Source organism: Streptacidiphilus sp. MAP12-16 (assembly GCF_041262165.1).
In the GTDB taxonomy this organism is placed as follows: domain Bacteria; phylum Actinomycetota; class Actinomycetes; order Streptomycetales; family Streptomycetaceae; genus Streptacidiphilus.
In genome coordinates this window covers 1-17,703 of sequence record NZ_JBGCBY010000034.1, presented here as the reverse complement: position 1 = coordinate 17,703, position 17,703 = coordinate 1, and the positions used below count along the sequence as shown (strand labels likewise).

The following is a 17,703-nucleotide window of genomic DNA, read 5'->3' as shown; positions in this document are numbered from 1 at the left end:
GTCGTATTGGAGCGGGTGAGCTCCGGTCGAATGCCCGGTTCCGGGCGTCATGACAGTGGCGGCAGGCTCGAAGGGAGCCGGCGGGACAGTCCGCCGACCTGGGCCGCGGCCCGGTTCCGTCGCTGACGTGAGGACCCTCCCATGCACTATCTGCGTGGCTTCATTCCCTGGATCGTGTTCGCCGCCGTCGCCGGTCTGGGCTGGCAGTGGGGCGCGCTCAGCGCGCTGGTGATCGGCGTGTGGCTGATCATCGGCTCCCGCTCGGCGGGCGTTGCCGGTGACGCCCTGATCCTGGAGGGCAGCACGGTGGTCTACTTCGCCGCCGTCACCGCCCTGGCCTTCACCTTTCCGCACAGCGGCCTGCACCCCTGGACCGGCGTGCTCTCGTTCTGCTGGCTGGCCGCCACCGCCTGGGCCACCCTGGCCATCGGGCGGCCCTTCACCCTGGGCATCGCCCGCCGCAGCACCCCGCGCGAAGTCTGGGACACCCCGCAGTTCCTGCACGTCAACGTCGTCATCACCCGGGTCTGGGCCGCCGCGTTCACCCTGACCGCCGCAGCGCAGGCCCTGTGCCGCCTGGCCCACGCCGGGTCCGTGGCCACCACGGCCTGCCAGGTCCTCGGGTTCCTGGTCCCGGTCCTGTTCACCAGCCGCTACCCCAAGGTCATGCAGGCCCGCTGGGCCGCGGCGATGGCCGCCCAGCGCCTCCCGGCCCCGGATGCGCCGGTCCAGATGCCCGCCCACCGCTGACCCCCGTGACCTCCACAGCCCGGAACGGATCCTGATCGCCGATGACCACCACCGCACCGCACCTGCTGGGCAACTTCGCGCCCGTCGCCGACGAGGCCACCCTGACCGACCTGCCCGTCACCGGAACCATCCCGCCCGACCTGACCGGCTGGTACCTGCGCAACGGTCCCAACCCCCAGCAGGCTTCCTCCGCGCACTGGTTCCTGGGCGACGGCATGGTCCACGGCATCCGCCTGGAATCCGGCCGGGCCACCGCCTACCGCAACCGCTGGGTGCGCACCGAGAGCCTGCGCACCGGGGCCCGGCTCCACGACAGCCACGGGAACCTGGACCTGACCGCCGGCGCGGCGAACACCCACGTGGTCCGGCATGCCGGGCGCACCCTGGCGCTGGTCGAGTCCTCCTACCCCTACCAGCTCGACATGGCCCCGGGCTGCGAACTGGACACCCTGGGGGTCTACGACTTCGGGGGCCGGCTGCGCACCCCGATGACCGCCCACCCCAAGACCTGCCCCACCACCGGAGAGCTCCACTTCTTCGGCTACGGTGCGCCCGACGCCCCGTTCCTGACCTACCACCGAGCCGACGCGGCCGGGCAGCTGACGGTCAGTCGGCCGGTCGAGGTGGGCGCGCCGACGATGATGCACGACTTCCACCTCACCTCCGGCCACGTCGTGTTCATGGACCTGCCCTTGGTCTTCGACCTGCCCAAGGCCCTGTCCGGAGAACCCGGCCTGCCCTACACCTGGGATCCCGGCTACGGCGCGCGCCTGGGCGTCCTGGACCGTACCGACCCCTACAGCCCGGTGCGCTGGTTCGAGATCGACCCCTGCTACGTCTTCCACACCCTCAACGCCCACGAGGAAGGCGAACGCCTGGTCCTGCACGCGATCCGCTACGACCGGCTCGGCGACGGTGTCCAGGTCGACGCCCACGGAACGCTGTGGCGCTGGACCGTGAACCTGGCCACCTGCACCGTGCGCGAAGAGCAACTGGACGACCGCCCGGCCGAGTTCCCCCGTATCGACGACCGCCTGGCCGGCCTGCCCTCGCGCTACGGCCACGCCAGCGCCACCCGCACCCCCGGCAGCGAACAGCGCCAAGGTGCGGTACTGCGCTACGACCTGCACACCGGGGCCGTCACCAGTCGCCTCATGGGTCCCGGGCGCACCCCGGGAGAGGCCGTCTTCGCCCCGGCCGACACCCACGCCGGTGGCCCCGGCTACCTGATGGCGTTCATCCACGCCGCCACCGACCGCAGCGACCTGGAAATCCTCGACGCCGAACACCTCCACACCCTGGCCACCGTCCACCTGCCGCGCCGCGTCCCGGCCGGCTTCCACGGCAACTGGCTCCCCGACCACTGACCGCACCGCAGCCGCTGACCAGCTCCGCCTGCGGGCCTACTGCCCAGCCGCGCGGCAGCTGCAGCACGCCCCCCGCCCACCGTCCCGTTCGAAAGCAGGCCCCATCACCTTGCTGTACCGCTACGGCACCTTCATCCACCGACGCGCCAGACTCGTCCTGGTCCTGGCCGCACTGGCCCTCACCCTTTGCACCGCCCTGGGCATCGGGGCGTTCGGCCAGCTCAAGGGCGGCGGCTTCAACGACCCCCATGCCGAGGCCACCCGCGCCGAACAGGTCATCGACACCCAGTTCGGCGGCCGGACCAACCTGGTGTTCCTCCTGCACGCCACCACCGGAACCGTCGACACCCCCGCCGCAGCCGCCACCGGACGCACCCTGGCCCAACACCTGAGCGGTGAGCCGGGCGTGGACGCGGTCGTGTCCTACTGGACGAGCAACGCACCGGCGCTGCGCTCCCACGACGACACCCAGGCCATCGTCGCCGTGCACGTCACCGGCGACGACGACCAGTCGACCACCCGCGCCAAGCAACTCATCGTCCGCTACGCCGTCCCCAGCGCCGCCGCCACGATCCAGGCCGGAGGCGGCGCAGCGGCCTCGGTCGACATCAACGACCAGGTCACCACCAGCCTGCTGCGCGCCGAGGCCATCGCGGTCCCGCTGACCACGATCCTGCTGCTGTTCGTCTTCGGCAGCCTGGTCGCAGCACTGCTGCCGCTCCTGGTCGGCACCATCGCGATCATGGGCACCTTCGCCGAGCTGTACCTGGTCGGCTCGGTGACCAGCGTGTCCGAGTTCTCCATCAACATGACCACCGCGCTGGGCCTGGGACTGGGCATCGACTACTCCCTGCTGCTGGTCAGCCGCTTCCGCGAACAACTCGCCCAGGGCCAGCCCGTCCCCGAGGCCCTGGCCGCCACCGTCGCCAGCGCCGGGCGCACCGTGCTGTTCGCCGCCGCCACCGTCGCCAGCGCCCTGACCTCACTGCTGGTGTTCCCGCAGTACTTCCTGCGCTCCTTCGCCTACGCGGGCATCGGCGTCGTCCTGATCTCCGCCGCCACCGCCCTGCTTGTCCTGCCCGCGCTGCTCTCCGTGCTGGGCACCCGGGTCAACAAGGGCAAGATCCCCTGGTCGGCCGCCGCCACCCGCGGTGGCGAGTCCCGGATCTGGCGCCGCACCACCACCGCCGTCCAGCGCCGACCCGCCCGCTACGCGGTCCCGGCCGTGTTGCTGCTGCTGTTCCTGGCCTTGCCGCTCACCCATGCCCAGCTGGGGACGCCCGACCAGGGCGTGCTGCCCAAGGACACGTCCAGCCGGCAGGTCAGCGACCGCCTCGCGGCTGACTTCAGCGGGCAGGGCGACCAGGTCGACGTGGTCACCACCACCGCCGTCCCGCCGACCGCACTGGGCGCCTACGCCCGCAGCCTGTCCCAGCTGCCCGGGGTGCTGGCCGTGGACAGCAGCACCGGAAGCTTCCGCGACGGGACACCCACCACCCCCTCCCTGGACCCCACCACACTGGGGCGCCCGCACGCCCAGCGTCTGGTGCTCTCCACGTCCCTTGCGGCCAAGTCCCCGGCGGCTCAGGATCTGGTGGCGAAGGTGCGCGCGGTATCGGGGCCGGCCGGGGTCGATCGCTTGGTCGGGGGACCGGACGCGGATCTGGTCGACACGAGTGCCTCCATCGGCGCGCACCTGCCTTACGCCGCCTTGATCATCATCGCCAGCACCCTGCTGCTGCTGTTCGCATTCACCGGCAGCTTGCTGCAGCCCCTTCGGGCGCTGCTGTTCAACGCGCTGACGCTGTCGGGCACCGCCGGGGTGCTGGTGTGGATGTTCCAGGATGGCCACGGCGGAGGAGCGCTGGCGTTCACGGCCCGCCCCATGGACATGTCGATGCTGATCCTGTTCCTGTGCATCGCCTTCGGCCTGTCGATGGACTACGAGGTCTTCCTGATCAGCCGGATCAAGGAACTGCACGACCGCGGCATGCCCACCGCGGAAGCGGTCACCACTGGCCTGGCCCGCACCGGACGCATCGTCTCCGCCGCGGCCGCCTTGCTGGCGGTCAGCCTGCTGGCCTTCGCCGCCGGAACCGTGAGTTTCCTGCAGATGTTCGGCATCGGCGCCGGACTGGCCATCGTGCTCGACGCCACCCTGGTGCGCGCTGTCCTGCTGCCGGCCGCCCTGCGGATCCTGGGCGACGCCAACTGGTACTGCCCGGCCCCCCTGCGCCGACTCCACCGACGCATCGCCCTCGCCGAAGCATGACCCCCCGCCGCATCCGGGCCACCCGGGCCGGGACTGCCGCACGCACGGTGACCGGCACCAGCAACCACCCGCCCGCACACCAGAAAGCAGAGGAACCACTCATGCCCGACGTGCTTGAAGTATCCACCCTGCGGCCCGCGCCCGGACTGACCGCGCAGGACTTCATCACCGCCAACGCCGACATCAACGACTACCTGCGCAACCAGCCCGGCTTCCAGTGGCGGCGCATCGCCGTGACCCAGGACGGCACCGTCATCGACATCGTGGCCTACGACACCATGGCCCACGCCCGCGCCGGCGCCGCCGGAATCACCGGCGTCATGGGCGACTCGCCCGTGCACGCCACTATCGACCAGGGCAGCGTCGACTGGCAGCTCACCGACGTCCTGCAGCACATCGAACAGCCCGGCGGCTGACCCGCTGCCAGGGGCAGACACCCCGCCCCCCGCCGCCGCGGACGCCGCTCCACCACCCACCGCCGTACCGAACCGGAGAACCCAATGACTTCCACCACCACCGCTTCCGCCCGCAAGATCGTCCTGGTGACCGGTGCCTCCAGCGGCATCGGCGAGGCCACCGCCCGCCACCTTGCCGCCGCCGGACACCACGTCGTCCTCGGCGCCCGCCGCGTTGACCGCCTCACCCTGCTGGTCAAGGAGCTCACCGAAGCCGGGCACAGCGCCGAGTACGCCGAACTCGACGTCACCCGCCTGGACAGCGTCACCGCGTTCGCCGACGGTGCACTGGCCCGCCACGGCCGCATCGACGTCCTGGTCAACAACGCCGGGGTGATGCCGCTGTCCCCGCTGGACGCCCTCCACATCCAGGAGTGGAACCAGATGATCGACGTCAACCTGCGCGGAGTCCTGCACGGCATCGCCGCCGTCCTGCCCGCCATGAAGACCCAGGGCACCGGCCACATCATCAACATCGCCTCCACCGCCGCCTACCGCGTCGACCCCACCGCCGCCGTCTACTGCGCCACCAAGTTCGCCGTCCGAGCCCTGTCCGAGGGCCTGCGCCAGGAGAACACCGCAGTACGCGTCACCGTCGTCAGCCCCGGCTTCACCCAGTCCGAACTCGCCGACCAGGGCGGCGACGCCCAGGCCCAGGGCGCCGCACGCGCCGCCACCGCACAGATCGGCCTGCCCGCCTCCGCCATCGCCGAGGCCATCGGCTACGCCATCGCCCAGCCCCACGCCGTGGACGTCAGCGAGATCGTCGTCCGCCCCACCGTCCAGAACTGACCCCACCCCCGACCGCGCCACGTACAGCGACACAGCGGCCCGCCTCGCCGGGCCGTGACCAGGAGAACCGTGCACATCCCCGCATCCGACCAGACGTTCACCATGACCATCGACGGTCGGCCCGTCGCAGGCGCCACCGAATTCAACGTCACCAACCCCGTCACCGGCACGTTCCTGGCGCTTGCCCCGCACTGCTCCGACGAGCAGCTCGACCAGGCCGTCGCCGCCGCCCGCGCCGCCTTCCCCGCCTGGGCCGCCCTCGCGCTGGAAGATCGCCGCCAGTACCTGCGAACGATGGCCGACACCATCGAGGCCCACACCGAACTGCTCGCCGACCTGGTCGTCCAGGAGCAGGGCAAGCCCCGCCCCGTCGCCCGCGCCGAGGTCGCCGGCCTGGCCTACTGGCTGCGCGCCACCGCCGACATCCCCTTGGTCGAAACCGTCAACCAGGACGACTCCGAGCGCCGGTCGATCACACGGCACGTGCCGCTGGGGGTCGTGGCGGCCATCACGCCGTGGAACTACCCGCTAGGGCAGGCGTCGTTCAAACTCGGCCCGGCGCTGCTGGCGGGCAACACCGTGATCCTCAAGCCGTCGGCGTTCACCCCGCTGGCCAACCTCAAGCTCGGCGAGGTCCTGCGCGAGGTACTGCCCCCCGGCGTCCTGAACGTGATCACCGGAACCGGCGGCCTGGGCTCGCGCGTCACCAGCCACCCCGGCTTCGACAAGATCAGCTTCACCGGGTCCACCACGACCGGGCGCACCGTCATGGCCAGCGCCGCCGCCAACCTGGCCCGGGTCACCCTGGAACTGGGCGGCAACGACGCGGCCATCGTGCTGCCGGACGTGGACGTCAAGCAGGTCGCCCCCCAGCTGTTCTGGGCCGCGTTCGCCAACACCGGCCAGATCTGCCTGGCCACCAAGCGCCTGTACATACACGCCGACATCTACGACGCCCTGGCCCGCGAACTGGCCCACCTCGTCGCCACCGTCACCCTCGGCGACCCCGCCCAGGACGAGAACGTCGAACTGGGCCCGGTGTCCAACCTGCGCCAGTACCAGACCGTCGTGGACCTGCTGAACGACTGCCGCGACCAAGGCTACCCCTTCCTCAGCGGCGGCCTGCCCGACCCCGACAGCGCCGGATACTTCATCAGGCCCACGCTGGTCGACAACCCCCCGGACAGCGCCCGCATCGTGCGCGAGGAGCAGTTCGGACCCGTCCTGCCCCTGCTGAAGTACACCGACACCGCCGACGCCGTCACCCGCGCCAACGACAGCGAATTCGGCCTCGGCGCCTCGGTCTGGGGCGCCGACACCGAAGCCGCCTACGCCGTCGCCCAGCAGCTCCAGGCCGGAACCGTGTGGGTCAACGAGTCGATGCACCTGCACCCCCAGGTCCCCTTCGGCGGCCACAAGCAATCCGGCATCGGCGTCGAAAGCGGCCAAGCCGGCGTCCTGGCCTTCACCAACGCCCAGACCCTGACCATCAAGCACACCTCGACCGCGGCATAGCCGCACCGCTCTGATCACGTCGCCTCAGCGTGAGCTGGGGTGACGTGGTCAGCGGCCGGCTCAGGCGCACACCCTCCCCGGGGTTGGGCTCCGCCGACCACGCCGAGGGCGGTGGCCCTTCTGGCGCCCTCGGCGCGGCGACCCGCGCAAAGCACACCCGCCATTCAAGCTGCCCGCCCCGGACCTGGCCCAGGTCCGGAACGAGCTGTTCGAGCAAGAGGAGACACCCCCGTGGACTACGTCCTGGACAGCGAACTCGCCGCCGTCGCAACCTTCATCCCGAAGGTCGACTTCGGGGACGTGACGGCAGCGCGCGAACTCGCCCGCCAGTTCTCCGGCCAAGCCGCCGCCTACGAATCCACCAGGCCGCTTACCGTCCAGGACATCGCGATCCCCGGCGAGCAGGGAGCACCACCGGTAGCCGCACGCCTCTACCTGCCCGCCGACCGCTGCGGCCCGGTCCCCGGGCTGCTGTACCTGCAAGGCGGCGCCTACGTCCTGGGCGACCTGGACGGTGGCGACGGTCCAGCGCGCCGTATCGCCGACCAGACCGGCACTGCCGTCCTGAACGTGCAGTACCGCCTGGCTCCCGAGGACCCGTACCCCGCAGCCCTGGACGACTGCTACGCGGCTCTGCGATGGATGGCAGGCAGCGCCGGCCACGAGCACGGAATCGACGCGAACCGGATCGGCGTGCTCGGCGAGAGCTCGGGCGGCGGTCTGGCCGCAGCGCTGTGCCTGCGCAGCAGGGACCACGGCGGGCCGGCCCTGGCCGCCCAGTTCCTGGACGCCCCCACGGTGGATGACCGGCTGCGGACCCACTCCATGCGCCACCTGCCCGACACACCCACCTGGCAGGCATCGAACTCACCCCTCAGCTGGCAGCACTACCTGCGCGGCACCGCGCGACCGGGAGACACCGACGTACCGCTGTACGCCGCCCCCGGTCGGGCCCAGCTCACCGACCTGGTCGCCCTGCCGCCCGCCTACGTCACCGCCTACCAGGTCGATCCCACCCGTGATGAAGGGCTGGACTATGCCCGCCTGCTGATCCAGGCCGGTGTCCCGACCGAGCTGCACCACTACAGCGGCGCCTTCCACGTGGCCCACGCCATCCCCGGGACCGCTATCGGTGCCCGCATTACCGCCGACCGCATGAACGCCATCAGCCGGCTCCTGCACGGCCCGAACCCTCCCGCCTGACCGCTCGAACAGCTGTCAGGAACCCCACTTCCGCTGCGTGCGCCTGGGACGAACGCCGGAAGCCAAGGGCACAGACAGACCTGCCTCCTACCCCGCCGATCGCGGATGCCCGACGGGCCCGCGCGACCACAGCGGCGGGTCCGCGCTACCTATGACAAGGAGTTGGAATCCGATGGACAAGGTCGAGACGATCGTCAGTGCCATGGCCGCAGGAGCCGGACACCCGATGGTCCAGCGAACCCAGACACGCTTCCGGATGGACCTGGTGGAGGGCTGGGGCATCCCCGCCGGCGCGTCGGTCCTGGAGATCGGCTGCGGCCAGGGCGACATGACCGCGGTACTCGCGGACGCGGTCGGAGCGGGCGGCCAGGTGGTCGCGGTCGACATCGCCGATCCGTCCTATGGCGCCCCGGTCACCCTGGGGGAGTCCGCCGCGTTCCTGAAGGCATCGCCGCTGGGGTCGCGGATGGACATCCGCTTCGGCGTGAACGTCCTCGACGAGGCGACGCAGTTTCCGGACGACGCGTTCGATTACGTCGTGCTGTCGCACTGCTCGTGGTACTTCGCCTCCCTGGAGCAGCTCCGCCGTACCCTGGACCGCGCCCGGCCCTGGGCCCGGCGGCTGTGCTTCTCGGAGTGGTCCCTGCAGCCACAATGCGCCGCACAGCTGCCCCATCTCCTCGCCGTCCTGATTCAAGGCCAGGTAGAGGCCCAGGGGGCACGCGGGAATGGCAACGTACGCACACCCTTCTCATACGAGTCCCTGGCCCGGTCCCTTGACGCTGCCGGATGGCGGCCCACTGCGAGGCGGGACGTCGACACGTTGTCCATGCAGGACGCCGACTGGGAGGTTGACGCCTGCCTGAGGATGATCGACTCTTCCGAACGGCTCGAAGAACTCCCCAGGCTGGCCCGCGACTTCCTGGCCAGCCAAGCAGACGTGCTTCGCGCTGCGGCCAACCGACACGGAAACCAGCCGCTGCCCTCCTACGCACTGCTCGCGGAACGTGCCTGACCGATCCCCGACAGCATCGGCCGACGCCCAACTGGGGACTGCGTTAGCTTGTGGGGATGCTATTTCGCTCTCGTAGGATCGAAGGCCTCTTCGGTGGACTGCTCGATGCAGCCTCCTACCAGGACATTGCCGACCTGATAGGTAATCAGGATGCCGCGGAGGCTGAAGACCTGGACTACAAGGCGGCCCACTACACCCCCGACGACAAGGGACGAGAGGAACTGGCCAAGGATGTGACCGCCCTGGCGAACCACATCGGCGGGGTCCTGGTACTGGGCATGGCCGAGGTCGCCTGCGTCCCCTCCAAGCCGCGCGACGTCGACCTCGACGATCGCCATCTGCGTCACATGCAACAGGTCCTGTCCAGCAACACGGCCCCGCCGGTGCGCTACGAGATCTTGCGCAAGGAGAACCCTCGATCCCCTGGCCAGGGATTCCTGCTGCTGACGGTGCCCCGCAGCCCCTACGGACCGCATGCCATTACTGTCCCGCCGACCAAGCCCAGCCGCGATGTCCTGCGCTACCCGCGCCGTTCCGGCAGCAAGACCGACTGGCTCTCCGAGGCGACGGTCGCCACCGCCTACCGCGAGCGGTTCATGCAAGCCGGGGCCCGTGACCACCGACTGGCCGAGGTCGAACGCGACCTCGTCGTGGCCGTCCGACGGCGGGTTACCCCGAACCTCCTGGTGGTCATCACCCCGGAATCCCCGGGCGACATGACCATCAACCAGGAAGCCTTCGCCCGGCACCGCAGTGAACTCCTGCAGGCACGCCCCTACCTCGGAACCCTGGACACCCCTTTCGGAGCTGTCCATGTCGGCCCTCGGCGCCTGATCGTTGACCAGCCCGAATATCACGGCAAGGGCGTCTACATGCAGCTGCACCGTGACGGTTCCGGTGCTGCGGCCGTGCCGCTGACCTGTCACACCGAGTTCGACCACAAGATCCAGACTGTGCAGGCCGACGAGTTGGTCCACGGCCTGCTCTCCGCCTTGGCCTTCCTCGCCCAGCATGCCCGCGACCGAGCGGGAGCCGCCGGTACCGTCTTGCTCAAGGCGTCATTGGTCGATGAACTACCCAGCCACCCCAGCTCACCGCCCATCGCCCGGGAACGGACCCAGTACATGTTGGGCATCCAGGCTCCCGGCGGCCCCCTGACGCGAGGAACGCTCTACTGCCCCTGCGCTCAGGCCTCCGTGACCGCTCTGCTGGACGACCTGGCCGACACCGGAGGGCCACTCGTGCAGGCAGCCTCCCTGCTGGCGGACGAACTCGTCCAGGCCTACGGATTGCCCGAGGCCCACCCTCTGACCGCGGCCGGTGAGATCCGCCTGTCCGGCTGGTCTGCGAAGCTCAACCCGGCCATCACGACCTGGGCCGCGGCGAACCACGTGACCTGCCTGGAATGACCGGAAGCGCGCCCCGCGCCCAGGGCAGCTCATGATCACCATGCGCTGCCCGAATCGGCGCCCGCCGAGCTCCGCACGCCGAAGCATCAGCTACGCATCATTGCGGTGCACCCGTCCTGGGTACCCCCTCCCTGAAGACCCGCGGCGGATGGATGCACTGTTGCCTCGACAGACCACTGAACCCTATGTCCACGACCTGTGGCACCTGAAGCATCCGCCGGCCCGAGCGAAGACATGTCCGCAGCACGGCCTGGTCGCCTCCGCTGCCCACGACAAGGGCGGCCGCTGGCAGGTCCGCGGCTACATCGAGGGACACCAGATCCCCGCGCAGTCCTACGCGGATCGCTTCGACGCCGATGCCCGGGTGCTGCTCCTGCGGGGGCGGCTTCGAGACGGTGCGGCGCTGTACGGGCCGCTGGGCCCGGACATCACCCTCGGACAGTTGGTCGAACGCTTCCTGCGGGACAGCACCTTGAACCTGCGCACCTTGGAGGGGTACGGCAACAAGCTGCGTACACACGTGCTGGGGCATTTCGGTGCCGCCCGCAAAGTTCGTACGATTCGCCGCAAGGACATCGTCGGGTTCCGGACCTGGCTGAAGGAGCACAGCGGCCTGCGAACCAACTCGCAGGTGAGTGTCTTCGCCGTGCTGTCCGCGGTGCTGACAGCCGCCATCGACGTCTACGAGGCCCATGAGGGCCCCAACCCCTGTCTGCGCCTGCGTCCGCGCAGCCACAAGCGCAAGCCGGTCCTGCTGACGTGGGAGGAACTGGAGCGCTTGGCTGCCGCGATAACCCCCCGCTACGCGATCCTGATCTGGATCGTTGCCCTCGCCGGCCTGCGACCTGCCGAGGCATTCGGGCTGACTATCGACCGGGTGCGGTTTCTGGAGGGGGCATTGTGGATCGAACAGCAGGTTCAAAACGGAGTGGAGGATGAGACGCTCAAGACCAAGTCCTCGTACGCAGACCTACCGGTGGACCGACTTCTGCTGGACAAGATCGCCGCGCACTGGTCCCGCTGGCACGTTCCGGTGTCCGCTGCGACGGCTGCCCGCCGGGTGCGGCGCGGGATGCAGCCGCCCCCTGCGTCCAGGTTGCTGGTGCTGAACCGGTGCGGGCGTCCGGTGCAACGCAACGACTTCCATGCCCAGTTCCGGCTAGCCGCTGATGCGGCAGGGTTGGACCCACGGCTTCACTTTCACGACCTCAAGCACTTCTACACCTCAGCGCTCGCGGCATCAGGCCACTTCGACCCCAAGACCGTACAGGCCCTGTCACGCCACCGCCGCTTCTCGATCACCTGGGACACCTACGCCCATCCGCCCGTCGTGGCGGAAGGCGTGCGGGTTACCGCATTCACCGCGCTTGCCCGGCAGGCGGAGGACGGGGTTGAAGCCGACTGCGAGGGTGTCGGCTGATGCGGAGACGACCGCGAGGACTGCCCCTCCCAGAGCGGGCGTCGCGGACCGCCGTGCGCGGGTTCGACTGCGCGCCCTGTGGCTGGCGGCGCCGCGCTGGTCTGCAAGGGGCTTCGGCATTTCGGTGGCGCTGGATTCACTGAAGTGCTGCCTGCGCGCCCTGTCCGAATGCGCAGCGGACAAGCAGCCTGGTCGAATTGGCGTAAGGGACCGTCACCGCGACGCGATCATTGGGATACTGACGATAGGTCAGGGCCGCTGGGAGGCAGCATTGTGCGCAGAGGCCGTTCAAGGGGATTTCAACTGGGGGAACAATGCGCCGCTCGGCTAGATGGTCAGTGGCAGTACTAACAACGATGGTCGTCTTTGGTGTGGCACTCTGGGCTGTACGGCTCGCGGGCTTCTCCTGGATGCCGCATGTGGAGGCTGACCGCTGGGTTGTTGCTGCGGCGTTTGCCACGGTGGCCGCCAGCGCTGCAGGTGCTGCGACCGGGTGGTGGGCTGCGCGTGAGGAAGACACCCCGCCTCAAGTGCGCACGACGGTCACCCAGCGCGTGGCCGCCTCTGATCAAGCGCAAGTCGATCAGGTCGGGGGCAGCCGAGGGGCGGTGACGCCTGGGCATCAGGAGGGTACAGGGGAGGGGATGTACGTCGCCCAGGAGGCGGAGGCATCGGGGCGATCACATGTCACCCAGACCGGCGGCGACCAGTTCTCCGACGCAGACTGATGACGATGGGCGAGGACCAGGGCCCGGTTCGTGTTGAGCAACACGCGGAGGCGTCTGGCCATGCAATCGTCAATCAGGCTGGCCGGGATCAGTACATCACCCAGCAGGCTCCACCACCGCGCCCCGAGTCGTGGCCTCAACAGGTCGGTGTACTGCCCAGGGAAGCAGACTGCTTCCAAAGTCGCGACGAAGTGGCCCTACTGGATGGAGCCCTGGTCGTTGGAGGATCCGCTGTCCTGGTCGGAACCGGGGGTGTGGGCAAGAGCCAGCTCGCAGCGCACTACGCCCGCGCGGTCTGGAACGCGAACGATGTCGACCTCTTGGTGTGGATCACCGCCTCAAGTCGGGAGGCGATCATCGCGGGCTACGGGAGGGCGGGCGTAGAGGTGGCAGACGCCACCCCGGGGGCCCCGGAGGAAGCCGCGTCGCGCTTCCTGACCTGGACCCAGATCTGTGAGCGCCGATGGCTCATTGTGCTGGATGATGTCGCCGATCCGGCCGATCTGCGTGGGCTATGGCCGCCTGAACGTCCGGAAGGCAGGGTGGTGGTGTCTACGCGGCGACGCGACTCAAGTCTCGTCGGGTCCAAGCGGCACCGCATCGAGGTCGGCCTCTTTGCTCCTGCCGAGGCCAGCGCCTATCTGAGCACCAAACTCGAAGCCTTCGGTCGTCAAGATTCTGCGTCGCAGATCGCAGGTCTGGCGCAGGATCTGGGTTACCTGCCGCTCGCCCTGTCCCAGGCTGCCGCGTACGTGCTCGATGACGGCCTGAACGTTGCTGAGTATCGAAAGCTGCTGGCCGACCGAGTAGTTGCTCTGGCCGACGTGCTCCCCGAGCAGGACGCATTGCCCGATGACCAGTCGGCCACCGTGGCCGCGGCCTGGTCGCTGTCCGTAGAGCGCGCGGACCAGCTCCGCCCCGTCGGACTGGCCCGCCCCATGCTTGAACTTGCTGCTGTCCTCAATCCGAACGCTATCCCGGCCGAAGTCCTTTTCAGCGTACCCGTGCTGACATACCTGACTATCCGGCGTACTCGTTGGACGCCCGGTGACGACTGGACGGAGGACGTGCAGTTGCTTGTCACTGCCGACGAGGCGTACCGAGCGCTTCGGGTGCTCCATCGGCTAACGCTCATCGACCACATCCCTGGCACTCTGCAACAGACTGTGCGCATCCACCAACTCGTCCAACGGGCTGTTCGCGACCCGCTGACACCGGGACACCGGGATTGGCTTGCCCGCGTCGTGGCTGACAGCCTCCTCGTGACGTGGCCCGAGGTGGCACGAGATAGCGTTTTGGCAGAGTCCCTGCGAGCCAACGTCATGGCCTTGACTCGCCATGCAGGGGACGCGCTCTTCCGGCCTGGCGTTCACGATGTGCTTCACCGCGCCGGCCAGAGCATGGGAGAGACCGGTCAGGTCACGTCCGCCACCACCTACCTGCGGGATCTCGCCGAGACCGCTGAGCACCTCATGGGGCCATGGCACCTCGACACACTGAGTGCCCGGCTTCACCTGGCCGTCTGGCAGGGCCATGCCGGGGATGTCAGTGGAGCCGCGACCGCGCTGACACTCCTGGTCCAAGACCTGGCGCGGATAGTGGGGCCAGGGCACCCCCTCACACTCACGGCCCGGATCAACCTTGCCCAACGGCGTGGGCAGATGGGTGACATCGGCCAGGCGGTCGCCGATTATGAACAGTTCCTGCCGGCACTGGAGGTGGCACTAGGTCCCAGCCATCCCGCCACCCTGGTAGCGCGAAGCTCGCTGGCAATATGGCAGGGGCAGGCAGGGGATATCGCGAGGTCTGTAACCGCTACAGAAGAACTCCTTGAGGACCTGGCGCGTGCAGTGGGTTCCGACCATCCGGAGACACTGGTGGCCCGTGGCAACCTGGCTTTTCTGCGGGGCCAGGCGGGAAAGACCATCGAGGCGGTTGCCGATTATGAACAGCTCCTGCCAGCTACGGAGCTGGCACTGGGGCCGGACCACCCTGTAACTCTCGCGATGAGGAACGGGCTTGCCTACTGGCAGGGGCAGTCAGGGGATATTGAGAGCACGGTCATCGTCTCTGAACAGGTCCTGGAGGACCGGTTGCGAGTGATGGACCCTGACCACCCCGAAACTCTGGTAGCCCGAGCGCATCTCGCAGTGTGGAGAGGCGAGGCCGGGGACATCGCCGAAGCCGCCTCCGGGCTGGGGCAATTGCTGCCGGATCTGATGAGGGTGCTCGGCCCGGATCACCCCATGACTCTCGGAGCCCGAGCGGGCCTGGCCAATTGGCAGGGGCAGGCCGGTGATATCGCTGGGGCGATCTCTGCTTTCGATCACCTAATGCCGGACCTGGAGCGAGCACTCGGGGCGAGTCATCCTGACTCTTTGAATGCTCGCGCTGTCCTCATCCACTGGCGCCGCCAAGGCGGAGACGTCGCTTGGGCAGAAGAGGCGATGCAGCAGTTGGTGTCGGACATGCTTCGCGCTATGGGCCCAGACGCGGTGGGCGCCGTTACTTCCCAAAGTGCTCTCTCGATTATGCGCGGGGAGGCCATGGACGCCAGCGATCTCAGGCAACGGCTCCATCTCTTCGCTCCCGTGCTCGGGCTCGACCGGCTCGGCACGCTGGCGGCCCGGGGCGACCTCTCCGCCCTCATGCTCCCCTCGCAGGAACCTACGGACCTCGACCTGCTGTTGAGGGGTCTGGCCCAGTTGGTGGACCCCGAATCCTTGGCAGGAGTCATCCGGGATTTTGCGCGCGAGCTGGACCCGGATCGGTTGATCGCCCTGGCTATCCAGGCCAGGACCGTCTTCGGATCGAGTCTCACTGGCGGTGCCCCGACATTGCTAGAGGGGCTGCTGGAGCTGCTGCAAGGACTGGGGCCTGAGGTTTTCGAAATGGCGGTATTTCAGCAGCCCATCGTGCCGCATCCATCCGGGGAGGGAGAGGATGGCGCGGCTATCCAGGACATGGTGCCAGAAATAGCACGGCTGCTAGGCGTGGATTCATTGGATTCCATTATGGCTCGGATACTGGAGATGATGGGTGGCGCAGGTGGTGAGTGATAGAGACGACAGCATCGTGATTACTTTGGATCTGATTGGGAGTCAAATTGATTTGGTTTCCCTGAATGGAAACGCGAGCGAATCGGGCGCTATTCTTGAGAGCGGGTCGAAGATCAACCTGGCACCTCTTCGACCCGCTCCGGCGATGTGCCCCGCGCGGCAGTCAGCGGCGGGTCGTCCATAGATGGATCACGTCATCCATCGACTGACGGCGGCCGCCTGGAGGGCCAATCAAGCCGGGCGCCAAAGGGAATCGCAGAGTCGGCCCGCGTTGCGTCAGGTCCAGCTTGTCCAGCGACAGATGCGAATCCGGGTGCCCGATGACTACCCGCTCGCAAGCATCGGCGAGGTCCGCATTGCACTTCGCCACGCGAATTGGCTTCACCTCTGCCACGGCGGTGCCCGAACCGCGGGTGAGAACCAACTGTTGGTGCGGGCTGAGAGGAAACCTGATCTGGTCGGCATCCAGGAAGGCTATTCAGAACTCTGCCGATCATGAGGTTCGCGTTGGCGTGATCTTGGGTCAGGCGGGTTCGTAGGTCCGCAGGAGTTCGAGTTGGACGACGGTTTCGAGGGTTTCGGGGAAGCGGTCGAGGGGGCCGCGGTAGCAGCCGCCGAGGATCTTCCAGTTCTCCAGGTGCCCGATGCAGCGTTCGACGGCGGAGCGGATCTGGGAGTGCGCGCGGTTGCTCGCCTTCTCCACGTCGGTCAGCTTGCGGTGCGGCGGCTTCTTGTAGGGGGTGAGCAGGTCGCTGCCCTGGTAGCCCTTGTCGCCGAGCCGGTGACGGTACTTCTGGATCTTGGCGTTGATGCCCGAGGCGACGTAGGCGTAGGCGTCGTGGCGGGCCCCCGGCAGCGGCGCCCCGACCTCCCGCAGCCGGCCCCGGGTGTCCGAGACGACCTGGACGTTGCGCCCGGACCGCCTGTGCTTCTTGGAGAACAGCTGTTCAGCGGCCTTCCAGTCCCAGCACTCGGCGAGGAATCCGTCCACCGGGACCGGCTCGTCCCGGGGTAGCCGGGCGAGCCCGAACCCCAACTCCTTGATCGCGTCGCGCACCACAGGGCGTAACCGGGTGCTGTAGCGCGAGACCGTGGGCTGGGAGATCTCGAACAGTTCGGCGGCCAGGACCTGCGCGTTGTTGTGACGCAGGAGGAAGCAGAGCACGACCACCGCCTTCCACAGCGGCAGCGCGTGCGGACGGCCCGTCGGCTTGTCCCAGTCGGGGACCGCCCGCTCCACGCAGGAGAGCAGGACGTCCAGCTGATGTGGGCTCAGGCCGGTTGTACGGTGGAAGCGCATCGGTCCCCCCGCGCGCTCGTGCTGATGGGTGTCACGTCGTACGCTACGCCGAGGGGACCGGTCACGTCCGCGCCACCGCCAGCCCCCGCGAACCGGTCCAGACCACCTCACAGCGGTTCAGACCACCGCGAAGGGTTCTGAATAGCCTTCCAGGAGGCCGAAGCCTCTGTAGTCATCCTCCTTGGAAGGAGGCCTCCACAGGACAAGCGGGGCGTCAGAAGTGAGGAACGGGACGGTACGCGAGATCTCCAGTCGCCAATGCCGATTCCGAAAGTACGGGACGTAGTCCGCGACCGGGTTCATGGTGGCGGAGATCGCATCGTTCTTACGGCGTGGTGTGCGGTAGCCAGTGGTCGTAGTCTCGGCTGATCGGGAGTCGAGCCCGTGGATGGTGGCCAACGGCCGCGGGGGGTATTTG

General features: G+C 68.6%; 12 protein-coding genes. 11 read left to right on the top strand and 1 reads right to left on the bottom strand.

The window, feature by feature from the left end:
• Positions 1-141: 141 nt before the first annotated feature.
• The 11 genes from ABIA33_RS32475 to ABIA33_RS32425 all read left to right on the top strand — a co-directional run bounded on the left by ABIA33_RS32475 (position 142) and on the right by ABIA33_RS32425 (position 15,985).
• Entirely contained in the window at positions 142-750 is a 609-nt protein-coding gene (locus tag ABIA33_RS32475; RefSeq protein ID WP_370086649.1) for a hypothetical protein, read from the top strand.
• 41 nt (positions 751-791) lie between these two features.
• Entirely contained in the window at positions 792-2,117 is a 1,326-nt protein-coding gene (locus ABIA33_RS32470) for a carotenoid oxygenase family protein (RefSeq protein WP_370086647.1), read from the top strand.
• A 109-nt stretch (positions 2,118-2,226) separates the two neighbouring features.
• Positions 2,227-4,389 carry an MMPL family transporter gene (locus ABIA33_RS32465; protein ID WP_370086645.1) on the top strand — a complete coding sequence of 721 codons (2,163 nt, stop codon included), beginning with the start codon at positions 2,227-2,229 and terminating at the stop codon, positions 4,387-4,389.
• 101 nt (positions 4,390-4,490) lie between these two features.
• Entirely contained in the window at positions 4,491-4,805 is a 315-nt protein-coding gene (locus ABIA33_RS32460; protein WP_370086643.1) for a hypothetical protein, read from the top strand.
• 84 nt (positions 4,806-4,889) lie between these two features.
• Positions 4,890-5,636 (top strand): SDR family oxidoreductase, encoded by a 747-nt coding sequence (locus tag ABIA33_RS32455; RefSeq protein WP_370086641.1) that lies wholly within the window; start codon positions 4,890-4,892, stop codon positions 5,634-5,636.
• Between the two features lie 69 nt (positions 5,637-5,705).
• Entirely contained in the window at positions 5,706-7,151 is a 1,446-nt protein-coding gene (locus ABIA33_RS32450; protein WP_370086639.1) for an aldehyde dehydrogenase family protein, read from the top strand.
• Positions 7,152-7,382: 231 nt separating this feature from the next.
• On the top strand, positions 7,383-8,354 hold the full coding sequence (locus ABIA33_RS32445; RefSeq protein WP_370086636.1) for an alpha/beta hydrolase: 972 nt from the start codon (positions 7,383-7,385) through the stop codon (positions 8,352-8,354).
• A 172-nt stretch (positions 8,355-8,526) separates the two neighbouring features.
• Positions 8,527-9,369 carry a class I SAM-dependent methyltransferase gene (locus tag ABIA33_RS32440; protein WP_370086634.1) on the top strand — a complete coding sequence of 281 codons (843 nt, stop codon included), beginning with the start codon at positions 8,527-8,529 and terminating at the stop codon, positions 9,367-9,369.
• Between the two features lie 56 nt (positions 9,370-9,425).
• Positions 9,426-10,778 carry a helix-turn-helix domain-containing protein gene (locus tag ABIA33_RS32435; protein WP_370086632.1) on the top strand — a complete coding sequence of 451 codons (1,353 nt, stop codon included), beginning with the start codon at positions 9,426-9,428 and terminating at the stop codon, positions 10,776-10,778.
• Between the two features lie 31 nt (positions 10,779-10,809).
• Entirely contained in the window at positions 10,810-12,198 is a 1,389-nt protein-coding gene (locus ABIA33_RS32430) for a tyrosine-type recombinase/integrase (RefSeq protein WP_370086630.1), read from the top strand.
• Between the two features lie 733 nt (positions 12,199-12,931).
• Positions 12,932-15,985 (top strand): tetratricopeptide repeat protein, encoded by a 3,054-nt coding sequence (locus ABIA33_RS32425; RefSeq protein ID WP_370086628.1) that lies wholly within the window; start codon positions 12,932-12,934, stop codon positions 15,983-15,985.
• A gap of 523 nt (positions 15,986-16,508) precedes the next feature.
• Here the strand turns inward: ABIA33_RS32425 and ABIA33_RS32420 are convergent.
• Positions 16,509-17,285 carry a transposase family protein gene (locus ABIA33_RS32420; RefSeq protein WP_370086626.1) on the bottom strand — a complete coding sequence of 259 codons (777 nt, stop codon included), beginning with the start codon at positions 17,283-17,285 and terminating at the stop codon, positions 16,509-16,511.
• Positions 17,286-17,703: the final 418 nt, after the last annotated feature.